The organism is Photobacterium piscicola, assembly GCF_900166965.1.
Classification (GTDB): Bacteria; Pseudomonadota; Gammaproteobacteria; order Enterobacterales; family Vibrionaceae; genus Photobacterium; species Photobacterium piscicola.
In genome coordinates this window covers 922,435-939,007 of the sequence record NZ_FUZI01000001.1, presented here as the reverse complement: position 1 = coordinate 939,007, position 16,573 = coordinate 922,435, and the positions used below count along the sequence as shown (strand labels likewise).

At 37.2% G+C, this 16,573-nt stretch carries 13 protein-coding genes and 1 pseudogene; 9 read left to right on the top strand and 5 right to left on the bottom strand.

Annotation, left to right across the window (positions count from 1 at the left end; translation table 11 throughout):
* Positions 1 to 30: 30 nt before the first annotated feature.
* Positions 31 to 687: an HAD family hydrolase gene (locus tag CZ809_RS04385; protein WP_080156188.1), complete on the bottom strand. Its 657-nt coding sequence runs from the start codon at positions 685 to 687 to the stop codon at positions 31 to 33.
* Between the two features lie 210 nt (positions 688 to 897).
* On the opposite strand from CZ809_RS04385, the pseudogene cqsA reads away from it, so the two are divergent.
* Together cqsA and CZ809_RS04375 are read left to right on the top strand one after the other, a co-directional pair.
* A pseudogene (gene cqsA / locus CZ809_RS04380) lies at positions 898 to 2,065 on the top strand (alpha-hydroxyketone-type quorum-sensing autoinducer synthase).
* Positions 2,066 to 2,362: 297 nt separating this feature from the next.
* On the top strand, positions 2,363 to 3,511 hold the full coding sequence (locus CZ809_RS04375) for a M12 family metallo-peptidase (RefSeq protein WP_080156187.1): 1,149 nt from the start codon (positions 2,363 to 2,365) through the stop codon (positions 3,509 to 3,511).
* A gap of 55 nt (positions 3,512 to 3,566) precedes the next feature.
* Here the strand turns inward: CZ809_RS04375 and CZ809_RS04370 are convergent, their stop codons facing one another.
* Positions 3,567 to 5,621: a hybrid sensor histidine kinase/response regulator gene (locus tag CZ809_RS04370; RefSeq protein WP_080156186.1), complete on the bottom strand. Its 2,055-nt coding sequence runs from the start codon at positions 5,619 to 5,621 to the stop codon at positions 3,567 to 3,569.
* A gap of 175 nt (positions 5,622 to 5,796) precedes the next feature.
* On the opposite strand from CZ809_RS04370, the gene CZ809_RS04365 reads away from it, so the two are divergent.
* Positions 5,797 to 6,426 carry a class I SAM-dependent methyltransferase gene (locus CZ809_RS04365; RefSeq protein WP_080156185.1) on the top strand — a complete coding sequence of 210 codons (630 nt, stop codon included), beginning with the start codon at positions 5,797 to 5,799 and terminating at the stop codon, positions 6,424 to 6,426.
* 92 nt (positions 6,427 to 6,518) lie between these two features.
* On the opposite strand, the gene CZ809_RS04360 is transcribed toward CZ809_RS04365, so the two are convergent.
* Positions 6,519 to 7,925, bottom strand: coding sequence for an amidohydrolase (locus CZ809_RS04360; RefSeq protein ID WP_080156184.1), 1,407 nt, complete (start codon positions 7,923 to 7,925; stop codon positions 6,519 to 6,521).
* A gap of 313 nt (positions 7,926 to 8,238) precedes the next feature.
* Here CZ809_RS04360 and modA point away from each other — a divergent pair, with 313 nt between their 5' ends.
* The 5 genes from modA (at position 8,239) to CZ809_RS04330 (ending at position 12,970) form a co-directional block, all read left to right on the top strand.
* Positions 8,239 to 9,012 (top strand): molybdate ABC transporter substrate-binding protein, encoded by a 774-nt coding sequence (modA, locus tag CZ809_RS04355; RefSeq protein ID WP_080156183.1) that lies wholly within the window; start codon positions 8,239 to 8,241, stop codon positions 9,010 to 9,012.
* A gap of 199 nt (positions 9,013 to 9,211) precedes the next feature.
* Entirely contained in the window at positions 9,212 to 9,901 is a 690-nt protein-coding gene (modB, locus tag CZ809_RS04350; protein WP_080156182.1) for a molybdate ABC transporter permease subunit, read from the top strand.
* On the top strand, positions 9,901 to 11,001 hold the full coding sequence (modC, locus tag CZ809_RS04345; protein WP_080156181.1) for a molybdenum ABC transporter ATP-binding protein ModC: 1,101 nt from the start codon (positions 9,901 to 9,903) through the stop codon (positions 10,999 to 11,001). Before modB ends, modC begins: the two co-directional genes overlap by 1 nt.
* 176 nt (positions 11,002 to 11,177) lie before the next feature.
* A complete protein-coding gene (locus tag CZ809_RS04340) occupies positions 11,178 to 11,471 on the top strand; it encodes a Bor family protein (RefSeq protein ID WP_080156180.1) in 294 nt (97 codons plus the stop codon).
* Between the two features lie 731 nt (positions 11,472 to 12,202).
* A complete protein-coding gene (locus CZ809_RS04330) occupies positions 12,203 to 12,970 on the top strand; it encodes a hypothetical protein (RefSeq protein ID WP_080156179.1) in 768 nt (255 codons plus the stop codon).
* Between the two features lie 467 nt (positions 12,971 to 13,437).
* Here CZ809_RS04330 and CZ809_RS04320 read toward each other — a convergent pair whose 3' ends face one another.
* Together CZ809_RS04320 and CZ809_RS04315 are read right to left on the bottom strand one after the other, a co-directional pair.
* Positions 13,438 to 14,466, bottom strand: coding sequence for a DUF2955 domain-containing protein (locus CZ809_RS04320; protein WP_080156177.1), 1,029 nt, complete (start codon positions 14,464 to 14,466; stop codon positions 13,438 to 13,440).
* A gap of 51 nt (positions 14,467 to 14,517) precedes the next feature.
* On the bottom strand, positions 14,518 to 15,585 hold the full coding sequence (locus CZ809_RS04315) for an HlyD family secretion protein (RefSeq protein ID WP_080156176.1): 1,068 nt from the start codon (positions 15,583 to 15,585) through the stop codon (positions 14,518 to 14,520).
* 115 nt (positions 15,586 to 15,700) lie between these two features.
* Between CZ809_RS04315 and CZ809_RS04310 the strand changes: the two genes are divergently transcribed.
* The gene (locus CZ809_RS04310) at positions 15,701 to 16,570 is read left to right on the top strand and encodes a LysR family transcriptional regulator (RefSeq protein WP_080156175.1); all 870 of its coding nucleotides are present in this window, start codon (positions 15,701 to 15,703) and stop codon (positions 16,568 to 16,570) included.
* The last annotated feature ends 3 nt before the right edge of the window (positions 16,571 to 16,573 follow it).

Genomic DNA, 16,573 nt, shown 5'->3' with positions numbered 1-16,573 from the left:
TTTTATTACTTTTAATGTGGTAGTTACGCTTTATTGGTGTGTTTGTAAAAACGTTAATGCATCATCCATAGTGTTAAAAATATCATGTCCTAAAGCGCGAGTTTCAGTATCAGGCTCTACAAGGTCGATAATTTGTAACGTAGCCATATTGGCAGCGACTGCCGCTTTGACGCCGTTATTTGAATCCTCAAAGGCAATACATTGATTAGGCTCTACATGCAGACGTTGTGCCGCGAGTAAATATATTTCAGGGTGAGGTTTACCTTGAGTTACTTCATCGCCACAGGTTATATGTGAGAAGTATGTTGATAATCCAGCGAGATGAAGTTTTTTCTGTGCGAGTGCTTTGTGAGTGGAAGTGGCGACAACCATGGGGATTTTTTGGGCTTGTAGCCAGTTTAATAATTCGATGACACCGTGTTTAACGGGAATGGCTTGATGTTCAACAACGGCGTGGTAGTGCTGCATCCAGCGAGGGTGAAAAAGGCTATAATCCAACATATCACCGTAGCCTTGCTTAATGATAGGTTTAATCCCAGCTTGGTTTCGTCCAATCATAGAAAGATAAACCTCTTGCTTAAAAGGAAGGTCCATCTCACAGCATGTTTGCTTAAAAGCAGTCATACACACTTGTTCGGTATCAAGCAGTAATCCATCCATATCAAAAATTGCTGCACTATATTTCATCATATTCTCAGTGTGGTTATTTTTTAGGTAGTCTCTCATAATATTAAAATTCAGAATAGGTTATATATAACAAATAATGATAATTGTTTTATCAGGATGATTTTATAAGATGAGCAAATAATAGGTTGTGTATTTTTTATTTGATAATAATATATCTTCGTTATTTATAAATATGTAAATAATATTATTTTAATTAAAAAGGAATATACCATGACAAACCATAACCTATCTAAGCCACTACCAGACTTTATAAAAAAAAATTGAATTTCATCTTGAAGAACTTATTTATCCTCGAAAAAACCAACAACATTTAGTTTTAGGTAAAAAACCAACAGAAAATGGGGTGTTATTACAGAGTAATGACTATCTTGCCATTTCTAATCATGATCACATTCGAGAAGCATATATAGAGTCGCTCAGTAATAATAAAAAAGACATTGTTATGTCCGCTATATTTTTACATAAAGAAGATGATCATTCATTTGAGCATCAGTTGGCGAGTTATACTGGCTTTGAGCATTGTATATTGTCTCAATCTGGATGGGCGGCGAATGTGGGCTTAATTCAAACAATTTTGCCTGTTAATACGCCAGTTTACATTGATTTCTTTGCTCATATGTCATTATGGGAAGGGGCTCGGGTTGCAGAAGCGCAGATTCATAGCTTTTTACACAATAATATTCGTCATCTAGAAAAGCTAATAAAGCGTAATGGCCCAGGACTTATTTTAGTTGATTCTGTTTACAGTACCTTAGGTACAGTCGCGCCTTTAACTGAGATTGTCGCGTTAGCCAAAGATTATGGTTGTGCTATTTTGGTTGATGAGTCACATTCATTAGGTACTCATGGACCAAAAGGTGCGGGGCTCGTTGCTGAATTAGGTTTAACCGATGATGTTGATTTTATAACAGTTAGTTTAGCAAAAGCATTTGCTTATCGCGCAGGGGCGATATTGTGTAGTCACAAAATTGGGCAAGCATTACCGTTTGTTGCGCGTCCTGCTATCTTTAGTTCTGCGTTATTACCTCATGAAATTGCAGTATTAGAGGCGACATTGAATGTTATTAAAAACAGTGATGATCGCCGTTCACGATTGGTAGAGCAAGCTGACAAATTACGTCATGGCTTAATCCAACTTGGATTTAATATTCAAAGCCAATCTCAAATTATTGCTCTTGAAACAGGTAATGAAGAAAATACTGAAATAATGCGTGATCATTTAGAAAATATGAATATCTTTGGTTCTGTTTTTTGTGCGCCCGCAACACCAAAAAATAAAAATCTTATTCGTTTTTCTGTCAATAGTGAATTAACAGATCAAGAAATAGAGGCTATATTACAAGCGTGTTATTTGATGAAAATCGAATTAGCATCATAATTATTACTAATATGTTCCAATAGCTAAATAGATGGTATTAAAATAGTAAATAATATTAAGCCTGCTAATAGTATTTAGTGGGCTTATTTGTTTTTAAGTATACAGTTTTTTATATTATTAAATATATACTTCTAATGTATTTTTGAGTCGATATTAATACTTTAATGAGTAATGAATACGATTATTTTAATTAATTGTTGATATTGTTTTTTGCAGCTGTAGTATTTATTACAAGATTAACGATTAATTATTTAACCAAATAAAATAAACATGCAGATGTTATTTTAAGGGATACTCATGCAAAAGAAAAAATTATGTATATTATTAGCTATGTTTACAGGAAGTGTAAATGCTGCTGAGTTTGAGTCACCATTAATTTTACCAACAGAGATTGCCCATACAGAGGTTGCATCACAATGGGCTGTTGGTCATTATCAAAATATTAAGCAAGCGAACCGAGTTTGGAATCATTATAATATTGATATTAAATTGTCACCGGCTACTATTAGTTACCTTGACTATCCTTATGAGACCATTGAAGAAGTTTCTGACAATATTAAACAAATGATCGCAAATGACCCAAGTATTATTAGTAATACACTAACGACTTTTGCATCACAGGTTTCAAATACAACCAAGGGGCATGCACGTTCACCAATAGGATTTGAAGATCTAGAGTCAATGAATAATGCTCAATTGATCTTAAGTGCTGATAGTGTAATAAATAGTCGTTATAAATTTGTTTATGCTCATGAAGTTGGACATACTTTTGGCGCTAAGCATACTGAAGCGAATACTGTTGATAGTACTGATGCTCTGTTTAAAAACGCTTACGGCACCAAACAATGTAATGCGGAAGGAACAACCAGTTTAATGTCTGGCTTTAGCAGCTATAACCCGGCAAATGGCTTACCGTTCATCAATGGTCAAGCTGGTTGTGATCAAGGTCGTGGTGATGTCGTGAGTTTATTAAATGAAACGGCTATTGCAAAAAAAGGCCTTACGCCATTAACGAATGTACAAACATTAGCTGCAAAAGTACGCGAAGATATCAATGCTCAACAATTTGAAGTCACACTTACTAGAAGCAAAGATATTGATAACGCGCAGCAAGCAATGGTTTATGTTGCGACTAAAGTCAGTGGTAAGCAACAAGCCGCTCTAGCACCTAAAGAGGTATGGTTTAGCGCAGGCAGTAAAACTGCGACGTTAACATTACCTTTTGATCAAGTATATCCATTGTTTGATAACGCTGCTTCTGATCAAGGTACGTACTTAGTTGCCGTGACTAAAGATGAAGTAGTGCCAACGGATATTAACCTATTGGATCACAATACACAGTGGCCATTAAATCATGATAAAAAAGAAGGTTCAGGTGGTAGCTTATCTCTATTTTGGGTGATGATGATGTCGCTGGTGGCTTATGGCCGTCGTAAAATAATGTAATTAAGTCATTTTTTAAAAGTAGGTATGAAATCATACCTACTTTTTATTGGTGAATTTATACCTTTAACCATTTGTGAACGATACTTAATAACGTTGTTTTTGATGATGGTTTTAGTAAAAAGTCAGTGATTCCAATATTGATTAAATGGTTTCTATGCTCTTCATCTAAAGATCCTGAATAACAGATAATAGGAACGTCTTGATGTGCAGAATATTGAAGATTAGTTCTGATTTCTTTGGTCGCATCGATACCTGACATGATCGGCATTTGTGAATCCATCAAAATAAGATCAACTGTAGATTCTTGTAGATAAGAGAGGGCTGTACGTCCATTGTCTGCTTCTACAACCTCATAACCTGCATTTTTTAATAAAATACCTGAGTACAAACGTAATGAAATATTGTCATCAACAAGCATGATTTTAGCTTTGGTTATATTGATTGTTTTAAATACGTCATTTACTGGTGTTTTATGTGTAAAAATTTGAGTGCTTAATTTCTTCTGTAATTCATCAATATGGTCATATGTAAATAAATAGGGCTGATAAATTTTTGATAACACTATTTCTTTAGTATCATTTAAATGATGGATTAGTATCATCTTTATTGTTGTTGTCGTTATATGGTTATACAGTTTCATTAATAATTCATTTTGAATTGAATGCATATCAATAACGATGCAATCATAATCAATTGCATTAATGTCAGTAATGTCGTAAGTCGATGCTTGTTTATAATACAACGTGAAATTATAAAAGAACGCAAGATGACTAATATCTGTTAATAACTGATTTTGACGACCTAAGAATAATATTTTTTTATGACACATTAGGTCATATTTCATTTTTTCAACGATTGAAGATGTTACGCTTGGTAATCGAATAATAAACGTTGTTGAAATATCTTCAGTTGAATAACATTCAATGTTACCAGCAAAAGCTGTAATGACTTTTTTACAAAAAGATAACCCTAAACCTGAATTGTTCTTTTTCCCTGAAGTATAATATTCGGTAAAAATATTTTTAATCGCGGTTAGTGGAATACCTTTCCCATAATCTTTAACACTGATAATTGTTTCATTTTTTTTACTATAAACAGAAATGACAATTTTAAAGTTTAGTTTATCTTTATAATAAAAAGAGTTCTTTAATAAATTAAAGATAACATAGCGCAATAAAATATCATTACCAAAAAATAGATTATCCTTGTTTATTTGAAAACTGACTAATTGGCGGTCACTTTTTTGTTGATAGCCATAAACATTAAGTGCGTCAATAATCACATCATTAATAGAAAGGTATTGAAAAGAATGAGGTGATATTTTTTGACTATCAATAGAATTAAGTAAAAGATTGATAGTATTATGGCCATTATTAATTATTGAAATATTGTCTTGAATAATATTACGTAATTTATGTATTTCAGCATTTGAGATCAGTCGATGTTGTTGGGGATCATTGGTTAATGTTTCAGGAAGTAATTCTAATAAGACTTCTTGAGAGGCGTATAAAGCACCTAGGGGATTACGCATTTCATGGGCGATACCGCTACTAAATGATCGTGAGAATAATTGCTTACTTTCAATTTCAATTCGATTACGGTAATTAAAACAGATACCTGTGAAATAAGAAAAGCTAAACACAATAAGGTATGAATAATGGAAGCCAATGCCAATATTGCCCATCGATAGATAGCCCAATAAGGCAGCGCTGCATGCTGCTATTGTGGTGCATATTAGAATAATTAGCCAATCATAGATAATAATAATAGACAGAAAAATAGCGGCCATAAAAGACATGATCCATTCAACAGACCATTCATTGCGTATCATCATATAGCAAAAGAAAAAAGGTAAACAAAAACATATAGTAAAAACAAAATGCTTTTCTTTATAACGAGAAAATAAGCTTGGCATATGATTTTTAATCGCAAACGGCAAAAATAATGCGGCACAAACTAACCGTAATGGTAAATTTTCATAGGGCTGGGGGAAAACATAAGCCCAAATAAGATAATAAGCAGGGAAGCCGAGAAAACCAAATAATCCTATAAAAAATAGATTTGGCTCGATATAGCGGTAAGCGCTGGTTATTCTTTGCTTAATGCTCATTACATTTCACATGACTACGGATGACTATTGTTAATGTTATCTGTGTGGTGAATCGTTGGCAAGTTTTTACTCCTTTGTTGTTATATTTTATTGTTAACAATAAAGATTAGTTAAAAACTCTGTTTGTCACTTTTTAAAGTGTTAAGGTAGCCACTTATCACTTTGGAGCGTTGTAATGTCTTTCTTTACTGCTTTATTTTATGACAATGTAATGAAATATACCGAAGAAGCTTGTTTGGTGGAATGGCGTCGAACGTTGCTTGAAAATGTAGATGGTAATGTATTAGAAATAGGTGCTGGAACTGGAGCGAGTTTAGGCCTTTATCCACAAAAATCGTCATTAGCGCTTTATTTATCTGAACCAGATCAACATATGCGAATGCAATTAGAGCAAAAATTACATTCACAATCGAATATTAAAGCGACTGTTTTATCTTGTTCAACTGAAAATATTGATAGTGATGATGACTTTTTTGATTATGTTTTTGTGTCATTAGTGTGTTGTTCGGTTAAAGATGTGGCTGCATCATTACAAGAAATTAAACGGGTACTCAAACCGACAGGGCGTTTCATTTTTTTAGAACATGTTGCCGCCGAGCCAAATTCTCGTTGTTATCATTGGCAACAACGACTTAATTTTATTTGGCGTCGAGTTGCAGATAATTGCCATCTTAACCGAAATACAGAGCAGTCAATCATTGATGCAGGCTTTGTGATTGAAGATATTCAATATGAAAAAATGCGTAAAATGATTGCCGTCGTGCAGCCAACCATTAGAGGTGTTGCGCGTATAGCACCTGAGTAATTAGTGCTATGTGATTTATGTGCTAAGAACTAAGCATAAAGTAGAGAAAAGAGTGCACGACACTCTTTTCTCATAACTCATTTTTTTGCGTGTTATTGTACTATTTCGCCGCTCTCAACCACGGTTTTACGTACTACATCAGCAAATTTCAATGCTTCATCACGCACGGTTTTTTCATTCACCGTCAGAATGTTACGATCTTCCATAAGCAATTTACCGTCAACCACTGAGTGCTTAACATTGGTAGCATACGCTGAATACACTAACGCAGAGTATGGATTATAAACCGGGATCATGTTGGGTGCTTTGGTATCAATCACGATAATATCAGCCAGTTTTCCCACTTCTAAAGAACCAATTTTATCTTCCATGTGTAATGCACGTGCCGCGCCAATGGTGGCCATTTCAATCACATTGATTGGAGGCATTGCCGCGCGATCTTTATTGACTAATTTGTGAACTTTCGCTACTTGGTTAAATTCATCAATCGTACTTAATGTATTGCCTGACATTGGGCCGTCTGTGCCTAAACCAATACGTAACCCATCGTTAAACATCTTCAATGCAGGTGCGACGCCTTTGGCTGATTTGATATTGGCACTCATGTTGTGGGCGACACCAACATCGTGCTTTTTCAAAATAGCGATATCTTCATCATTAGCATCAATGACGTGCGCGGCTAAGAAGTTTGAATTAAGTGCGCCAATCGATTCCATGTATTTAATTGGGGATAAGCCGCCAGAACGCTTAGCAATCACTTCACGCTCACGATCAGACTCTGCAAGGTGCATCATTACGGGCACATCATGTTTTAACGATAGCTTGGCAATGGTTTGCAGCGTTTCAGTCGAGTTTGTATAAGGGCCATGTGGTGCAAATGCTGGTGTAATACGCGGGTGATCTTTATATTGTTCAATAAAGTTGAGCGTGTATTTAATACCATCTTCCGGTGTTTTAGCACTCGCCACCGGGAATTGAATAATGGTTTCACCCAAGATGGCACGCATACCTATCTGATCAACGGTTTTAGCCACTTCATCTTCAAAGTAATACATGTCAGCGTAAGTGGTCACGCCGCCTTTTAGCATTTCGACATTACCCAGTTGTGCGCCAATACGCACCATATCTCGTGAAACTAATTTTTTTTCTAATGGGAAGATATAACGGTGTAATCGATCGGGCACATCATCAGCCATTGAACGGAAAACGGTCATTGAGGCGTGAGTATGGGAGTTAATTAGGCCAGGCATAACAATGTCACCATCAGCATCAATAGTTTTAGTTGCTTGGTATTCTTTTATGTTTGTACCATCAGTAACGGCATAAATCTTATTGCCTTTTACTGCGACCAAACCATTATCAAAGACGGTTTTATCTTGATCCATGGTGAGGACTGTCGCATTTGTTATTAACAAGTCGACATTTTCGATGGCATAAGCAGATGGGCTAATAAGCGAAGTTGCAGCTAAAGAAACAGCAAGTAAAGTCTTCTTAAACATTATGTATTACCGTAACGATGGATTTTTGCTGATAATACAGAGCAATAAATGAATGAAAATAACTATTTTATGCATTACTTTTATTTGTGACGAAGATCGTATTGAAAACCTGAATTTTTAAATAAAGGGTGTAAAAATGCTCAATTATCAGATTGGTAATCGATTGCTTTTTGCTGTTTTGTGAATTTTTAAGCTTTACATGACATAAGTTTGAATCAGGGAAAAGGGAAGTATTGGCTCTAGGAATTAAAATTTATGCTTGGTAAATATCGATATGTACATTACTATACATCGAAATATTATGGAGGTTGTTATGTCACTTAAATCTGCGGTTATTACTGCTGCTGTATTATCTCTTTTTGCACAACCCGCTTTCGCTGCTGATAATGTTACTGTTTTTGCTGCATCATCATTAACCAATGCGTTAAATGCCATTGCGGCAAAATATCAACAGCAAACAGGTGTTGAAACCACATTATCATTTGCTTCATCATCAACTTTAGCACGCCAAGTTAGCCAAGGTGCACCTGCTAATATTTATTTATCTGCGAATGAAAAATGGATGGATTATGCCGAGCAGCAGGGGGCTATAGCGGCCAATACCCGTAAAGATATCGTTAAAAATAGCTTAGTGATGGTTGCTCCTTTGGCATACCCACAAAATAAAGTGAATGTTAGCGCGAGCTGGAATTTAACCAAGGCATTAGATGGCACCCGTTTAGCGGTTGGTGATCCTAACTATGTGCCTGCCGGTATTTATGCAAAACAAGCATTAGAGTTTTTAGGTTTATGGAAACAAGCACAACCACTGTTAGCCAGTGCCAATAATGTGCGTTCAGCGCTGGTGTTAGTTGAACGTGGGGAAGCTCAATTGGGCATTGTCTATAAAACAGATGCTGAAATTTCTAAAAAAGTAAAAACAGTGTATCAATTCCCCGCTGATTCACATAAACCGATTGTATATCCAATGGCGCTAGTGAAAGGCAATGTGACACCAGCAGCTAAAGGTTTTTACCAGTATTTACAACAGCCTCAAGCCGCAGCAATTTTCAAATCTTATGGCTTTGATCAGGTTACAAAAAAATAGCGTGATCGATTAAACGCATAATAGTAATAGGTTAACGATAAGGTACTGAGTGAAAGCTTAGTACCTTTTATGTTTTACCTTTGATTGTGTTTAAAAATACAGCGAATAAAGCACAGAAATCAAATCATTGCTGACTGACGGTAAATGATTACCTATGCTATTGCTATAACGAATAAAAGTTTTTACAGGATTGTTGGTAGTGCTCACTGAATATGAATTAGAAGCGTTATTTTTAAGTTTGAAAATTGCCAGTGTCGCGGTAATTTTCAGTTTACCATTAGGGATTGGCTGTGCCTGGTTATTGGCACGCCGCCAGTTTTGGGGTAAATCATTACTCGATGGACTGATTCATTTACCGTTAGTGCTACCACCTGTGGTGATCGGTTACCTATTATTGATCACTATGGGTCGCCAAGGCATGGTGGGCAAGTGGCTGTATGATTGGTTTGGGTTTACGTTCAGTTTTAGTTGGCGCGGTGCTGCGTTAGCTGTTGCGGTGGTGTCGTTTCCTTTAATGGTACGCTCAATTCGATTAGCTTTAGAAGGTGTTGATAAGAAGTTAGAACAAGCGGCTCGCACGCTAGGTGCATCTTCTACTCGTGTGTTTATGACCATCACCTTACCATTAATGATCCCTGGTATTTTGACGGGGACAATTCTAGCCTTTGCGCGTGCATTAGGTGAGTTTGGCGCGACGATCACTTTTGTGTCAAATATTCCGGGTCAAACTCAAACCATTCCTTTGGCGATGTACTCCTTTATTGAAACCCCCGGTGCTGAAAGTGAAGCGGCACGCTTATGTATTGTCGCTATTGTGATTGCATTATTATCATTGTTTGCTTCTGAATGGTTAACCCGCGTGGCAAGAAAACGATTAGGGGCTGCGTAATGAGTACGAAAACAGCGCAAAAAAGATTAAAAATGTGCTTTACCCAACAATTAGGTGATCTTGCGTTAGCCATTGATCTTAATGTGCCGATGCAAGGGATCACGGCCATTTTTGGACGCTCAGGTGCAGGAAAAACATCTTTAGTAAATGTGCTGAGTGGATTAAGTCATCCAGATAATGGCTATATTCAGCTTGGTGATCGTGTATTATTCAATAGCCAGCAAGGTATAGCGTTAAGTGCTGATAAACGTAATATTGGTTATGTATTTCAAGATGCGCGTTTGTTTCCACATTATACGGTAAAAGGTAATTTGAATTACGGCGTTAAACATACCGATCAACAACATTTTGATGATGTGGTTAATTTATTAGGTATTGCACCGTTATTATCACGTTATCCGGCTTCGTTATCTGGTGGTGAAAAGCAACGGGTAGCCATTGGGCGAGCATTATTGACTAAACCCGATATGTTATTAATGGATGAGCCTTTAGCTTCATTAGACATGCCACGTAAACAAGAACTGATGCCTTATTTGGAGAAGTTAGCTAAAGAGGTCAATACACCGATTATTTATGTGACCCACAGTTTAGATGAGATTCTACGCTTAGCGGATTCAATGGTGATGTTAAACCAAGGCAAGGTACTGATTTCAGGGCATGTGAATTCTGTGTGGAGTTCTCCTGAAATGCGACCGTGGTTACCTGCAAAAGAGCAGAGTTCACTATTAAGTGCGCGAGTAAATATTAACCATCCTCGTTATGCCTTAACACAAGTAATGTTGAGCCACGATGCCTCATTATGGGTGACACAGTTGCCACATCAACGAGGGGAGTGGGTGCGGGTACGTATATTTTCTAATGATGTTTCAATTGCGCGTCATTATCCTCAAGCGAGCAGTATTCGTAATATTCTTGCGGCAAGGGTTGATAAGATTCATTACGCTAATGATGAACGTGTGGAAGTTAAATTACGTATTGGTGAAACCCATTTATGGGCCAATATTACCGCATGGGCAGCGGATGAATTAGCACTAAAAGTCGGTGATCAGGTGTTTGCTCAGATAAAAGGTGTGAGTGTTACTAAAGATGATTTAGCTTAACATCTTATAAATAACGCTATGATTTATATATTTATTATCCACTTATGGTTAAAATGTAACCGCGAGAATTAAGCGTGTGAATTTATATTACAATTATACTCCAAAAGAATATGTTAACTGTTGTTTATGTGATTAAATGAATATCACTTTTATTTATCCATTTTAGAGTTAACTTAATGAAAAAAGTAATTTTAGCAACAGTAATTGCAGCGACGGTTATGACAGGTTGTGCACGCCAAACATTTATTATGTCACCTGCACCACAAACAAAAACAGCTGAATTAAATAAATCACAACCATTTTTCGTTTCAGGTATTGGTCAACATAAAACTGTTGATGCTGCGAAGCTATGTGGTGGTGCTGATAACGTGGCTAAAGTTGAAGTGCAACAAACGTTTGTTAACGGTCTATTGAGTGTCGTTACATTTGGTATTTATACACCACGTCAAGCCCGCGTATTCTGTAAGTAATAGTCAGTATTAGCATCATACCAAGCCTCCCGCAGTGGAGGCTTTTTGCGTTTAAAGAGTCTATTTGTAGTGGTACATTAAATTTCATTATGGTGCTTAAACAATCTGATTTAAAACATATCGCGCCTCAAAGCGTGATCAGCGATATTTTAAATGGCAAAAGAACTATTTATTTAGCTCAAGCAAAAGGTTTCAGTGAGTATTTCAATTTACCTTTTGAAACCTTCATTGATTAATAACCGTCGTGCTATCGCTAATAAAACCGCCGAGCATGGCGGTTTTGTTTTATCTGGCCTTTAATCACCGCGCTGACTCTCGCCACTATCTCAATATTCTCGGTTAGCTGTCGGCTAACAAGATAGTCTGATCGACCACAATAAAAATTGTCAAGATACAAAAAAGTTTGATCAATTTTGGGCTTTAAAGTCGCTTGGTAATTAAGGTACGACAGAATCGCTTGGTGATCACAAATGAGTTAGCTACTTGGCTAACTCATTTATGCCCCTTTATTAGTTAGACCTAATACTCATTCATATCGTATTAACGTGATTTTGGATTAGTTTTAATTATACCTTTTATCTTACTCTTAGCTTACAGCCTTCAAAAGTAACAAACGATACTGCGGTAATGACACCGCATGCACAGCAAAAGTATAGCCGCCTAAATATTTAGTTGTTAAGTAGTGTAGAAACAATGCGTTAATACACTTTTAGCCATTTGTTGGAGAATTTATGCAAACACGTTTTTTTGCAGATCCAGAATCGATTCTGGGAACATTAGCTAGATTGTTTGCTGCAAAGGGTGCAGCTCGAGAAGTTGCTGTATTGACGTATTCATCTCCGGAAGTCAAAGAGACTCTTTATGATAACTGGAACGGTGGAATAACTCAGTACACTTTGTATCTACATGTTCCAATTAATTTGTATCCACAATTAGAATCAGATTTGGCAGAAATTGAGAATACAATTTTACAGAATGCGGGTGTGTTCTTGTCAAATTTTGAAAATGACATATTGTCGAATGTAAAAATTATACCAGCTGTCCTAGAAGACCCTCAATGGCGTGATAAAGCGTCAGCTTGGCTATCAGGTAGCAAAATTACAAACCAAGGTCGTGTGCGTTCAGATAATGTAGCACCTCTAACGACTGATGGTTTGTTGTTTAGGTCACAACCAGAAATTCATTTTTACAGGGCACTAAAGTCAGAAGGTGTATCTTTTTCACCATTGCCTGTTTTTATTCGCGGTGGGCAAGTGTATAGCCGAATCGAGCCTGACTTTGTAATAGTCCATAATGGAATTACGATGGTTGTTGAAATCGACGGTGATACCGTACACCAGGAAACGCCCGCAGAAGCACAAGCAAGAGTAAGGACTTTGCAGCATGAAGGTGTACATGTTGAAAGGATTTTGGCTAGTGAGTGTAATGAACCTCAAAAAGCCATAGATGCGGTAAAAAGAATCTTAGTAGCAATAGACAAATTGAAAGCATCTAAGTAGATGGCTAATAAACTTTTTTAAGAGTGATTCTAAACGCGTGGCATTTTTACTATGCGTGGAATTTATTGGTTAAGGCGGAGTGCGCTGGCTTCGGTATAGCGTTGCTCACCCCTTGACTGGGTGTTACGTCACCTAGAGGAAATATGTACGAATCCAATATAAAGAAGATCATCTCAGGAAATGAGCAACTGGCAGATTTTGGGGGGTAATTGCCATAGTTGGGCGGCTAATTGTGGTTTTGGGATACTTAAAGTTATTCGAAAGGTAGATATCGGATAAAAAACGTAATTCAGTTCTGTCCACTTTTTAGTTAGTCAGAATGGCTAACTAAAAAATGCCCCAAAGTGAGAGCTGATTTCACCCCTCGCAATTTGAATTACCCAGAACGTTAACGTTATGATCCAATTTATAATCCACTTCAGCTATAAAAAGAGCCAATATCAAGTTATGGTTGTGCCAACAAAATCTTAGCCGTGACTAAAATGTTCATTGGGTGATTTGATCACTCGTACTAGAAAATGGTGAATAATCCAAATAGCCATTGAGGTTAAAATGACGGCAACCAAAATAGAACTAAAGCGATAGAAAATAGCAAATACGGCATCTTTTTGATCGGGAATCAGTGATGTCGTTAAGGGAACCGTTAATGCCGACATAGCCGAAAAAGCAATGCTAGATTTGATGGTGCCAAGGGCAAGCCAAGAGCAAAAAAATCCTGCTGCAATCGCGTAAGCCATAATAAATAACACTCCATTATCAGCCCATGAATAGAGTCCTATTTGGATACATAACCCCGCTAAACACCCTAGAAATGTTCCTATAATGCGTATTTTTGATGCCGCCAGTGAGCCAATTAATGTCATCGGTGAAAGTACGATCAATATAGATGCTTGCGCCGATAATGAATCATTCAGATCGCCAAATTGAAACACCAAAAATGCAAGCATAGCGATGATCCAGCCTAGTGCGGTTTGTCTTATCATGCCGATATGATCGTAACGTTGAACATTATTGGTGGTGTCACTTACGGCATCTATTGTTGTTTCAGTTGTGGGTTCTGGAAAAAAGTAATAAGCCAGCGCACAGACTGGTACCGTTGCAATCGCACTACACCATAACGTTATTGAAAAGTCTTCTAAATCAAAACTACTGTAGCTGGCAAAGTTAAGCGCTATTGAGCCAACAAGTAGTCCAATAAAGCCAAACAAATAGCTATTCTTGTTACTCATCGCAACACATTTTTCAAGGAAGAATATGCCGACGACAATGGTTAATAGCAGTGGTGATGACTGAAAAAAACCATGAATAAAACTGACTTCAAGCGTCACCCACACCACACCAATCACTAATTGGACATAGCTATCCCAATGCCAACTATCTGAATTCATCATGATATTAATGGGTAATAAGGCAATAAAAAAACCGTACGACCACCCAAAGATCATACTGATTGCTAAGCCCACGACACAACCAAACCAAAGGCGCATTGTTTTCATAAGTTATGACTCCGAAAATTAATAATTAATCGCTTTAACTTATTGTTGGGGTTAGTAAATATAATGCAGCACACTGGCTAAATGGATTTCTATTTTTGCTAATAATTGCCATACCGGATTGTTTTGCGGATAGACAACAACAGTCGCACGTGAACCTACGAATAATTGCGGTGGTAAGGGCTGTTGGCTGATGAAATTGACTCGTACTCGCTGCGCATCTCGTACCCAACGGTTACTGGTTTCAATACTTGTTAGGTGTCCATTGGCGACTTGTTGTGCCGCGGCAACACCAAAGTCACGATTATTAATAGTGAGCGGGAATACTTGGCCAGGCAAAGCATCATAAGCGACATAAGCCATTGACTTGGAATGAAAGTTAGCTATTGATTTTTCTCTAAAATCTGCCGCAACCCACATTGAATCGGTTGGAATAAAGGTCAGCATAGGTTGGTTAGTGTTTGCCATCGTACCAACATCAACTTGCAGGTTGGTGATTACGCCATTGCTGGGTGCAATAACCTTTGTATGGGCTAAATTAAGTTTAGCTTGTGCAAGGGCATTTTCAGCCGCGAGTACAATAGTACTTTGGCCGTGTTTAGCGCCCAATTGAGTTTGTATGACAACAGCTTGTTGCTTTGCTGCGGCTAAATTTGCTTGGGTTGTTTGGTTTTTAGCATAAGCATTATCACGCATTGACGCTGAAACCAGTTTCTTTTTCGCTAATTTGTTTATGCGGTTAAAGTCGTTATGGGCATTATTATAATTTGCTTGGCTGGTGGCAATATTGGCTTTAGCAACACTGGCTTGAGCATACAGAGCTTGCTCTTGTTGATGTGCTTGCTCTAAAGCAACTTGCGCTTGATCTACCGCTAAAAGGTATTTTTGATCATCTATACTAAACAATAATTCACCTTTAACAACGGCCTGATTATTCTTAATATTTACTTGTGTGATTGTGCCTGAAACCTCAGGTGCAATTTGTACTACATAACCTTGCACACGACTTTCACTGGTTAACGGTACATACCTATCTGCAATAACAATATAGGCCATAAATAAAATAAAAATAACAATTAGACACCGCATCCAATGTTGAAAAGTAGTATGAGAATTAGGCATGAGATATTCCAGTGATCACAATCAAGCTGATCAGTATAAGAAAAATTAACTTGCTAGAATACTGCGACAAATGTCACACTTATGAGCTAAATATAGGACAATGTGGGAACGCATAATGAAAGCATCAATGGATGACTTGTATTTGTTCATGTTAACGGTACGTCATGGTGGAATCAGTGCTGCGGCAACAGCGCATGGATTACAACGTTCAAAAATTAGCCGGCGCTTACAAGAATTAGAAAAAGCGCTGCATTGTCAGTTATTAATTCGTACTACCCGCCACATAGAATTAACCGAAAATGGGCGCTTATTGTATCAACATATCAATCAACCATTAACGGAAGTGAACCATGCTGTTAATTTACTTGAAAGCCAGCAAAACAGTTTGCAAGGGGTTCTACGCTTAGCGGCTACATCATCTTTTATTGCATCATCGATGTTTGCTGAAGTGCTAGATAATTATGCTAGTCAGTTTCCATTGGTGCGGATAGAGTTATTATATTTGCAGAAAAGTGTTGATTTAGAAAGAGAAAATATTGATCTTCAACTGTTGCCGAATATGGCTGAAATTATTAATTTAGATTATGTACAGCAAGCCTTTTTGACCTCTAGTAATGGTTTATTTGCATCACCTGATTATTTAAAAAAGCATACGGAGCCTAAATCAACGGCTGAGCTGCAACAGCATTGGCTATTAGCGAGCCGTTATAATTCAACGTTGCTGCAAGAGGGAACACGGTTACGGTTAATGTCTGAAGATATTAATATGATTCAGCAGATGGCTATTTTAGGGCAGGGAATCGCGTTGTTACCTAACATTTTAATGCAAGAGTCTTTACAGCAGGGAAAGTTAGTGCAAGTGCTAACGGATGTTAATTACTCCGATATCATGATGACAGTGGTGTACCCATCACGGCGTTTTTTACCAGAAAAAACGCGCGCAATGGTGACGATGTTACGTGAGAGATTTGCAGATCAACAATAAATA

Coding starts and splice junctions, on each gene's coding strand:
- CZ809_RS04385 (WP_080156188.1), bottom strand. CDS start 687: ATGAAATATAGTGCAGCAATTTTTGATATGGATGGATTACTGCTTGAT.
- CZ809_RS04375 (WP_080156187.1), top strand. CDS start 2,363: ATGCAAAAGAAAAAATTATGTATATTATTAGCTATGTTTACAGGAAGT.
- CZ809_RS04370 (WP_080156186.1), bottom strand. CDS start 5,621: ATGAGCATTAAGCAAAGAATAACCAGCGCTTACCGCTATATCGAGCCA.
- CZ809_RS04365 (WP_080156185.1), top strand. CDS start 5,797: ATGTCTTTCTTTACTGCTTTATTTTATGACAATGTAATGAAATATACC.
- CZ809_RS04360 (WP_080156184.1), bottom strand. CDS start 7,925: ATGTTTAAGAAGACTTTACTTGCTGTTTCTTTAGCTGCAACTTCGCTT.
- modA (WP_080156183.1), top strand. CDS start 8,239: ATGTCACTTAAATCTGCGGTTATTACTGCTGCTGTATTATCTCTTTTT.
- modC (WP_080156181.1), top strand. CDS start 9,901: ATGAGTACGAAAACAGCGCAAAAAAGATTAAAAATGTGCTTTACCCAA.
- CZ809_RS04340 (WP_080156180.1), top strand. CDS start 11,178: ATGAAAAAAGTAATTTTAGCAACAGTAATTGCAGCGACGGTTATGACA.
- CZ809_RS04330 (WP_080156179.1), top strand. CDS start 12,203: ATGCAAACACGTTTTTTTGCAGATCCAGAATCGATTCTGGGAACATTA.
- CZ809_RS04320 (WP_080156177.1), bottom strand. CDS start 14,466: ATGAAAACAATGCGCCTTTGGTTTGGTTGTGTCGTGGGCTTAGCAATC.
- CZ809_RS04315 (WP_080156176.1), bottom strand. CDS start 15,585: ATGCCTAATTCTCATACTACTTTTCAACATTGGATGCGGTGTCTAATT.
- CZ809_RS04310 (WP_080156175.1), top strand. CDS start 15,701: ATGAAAGCATCAATGGATGACTTGTATTTGTTCATGTTAACGGTACGT.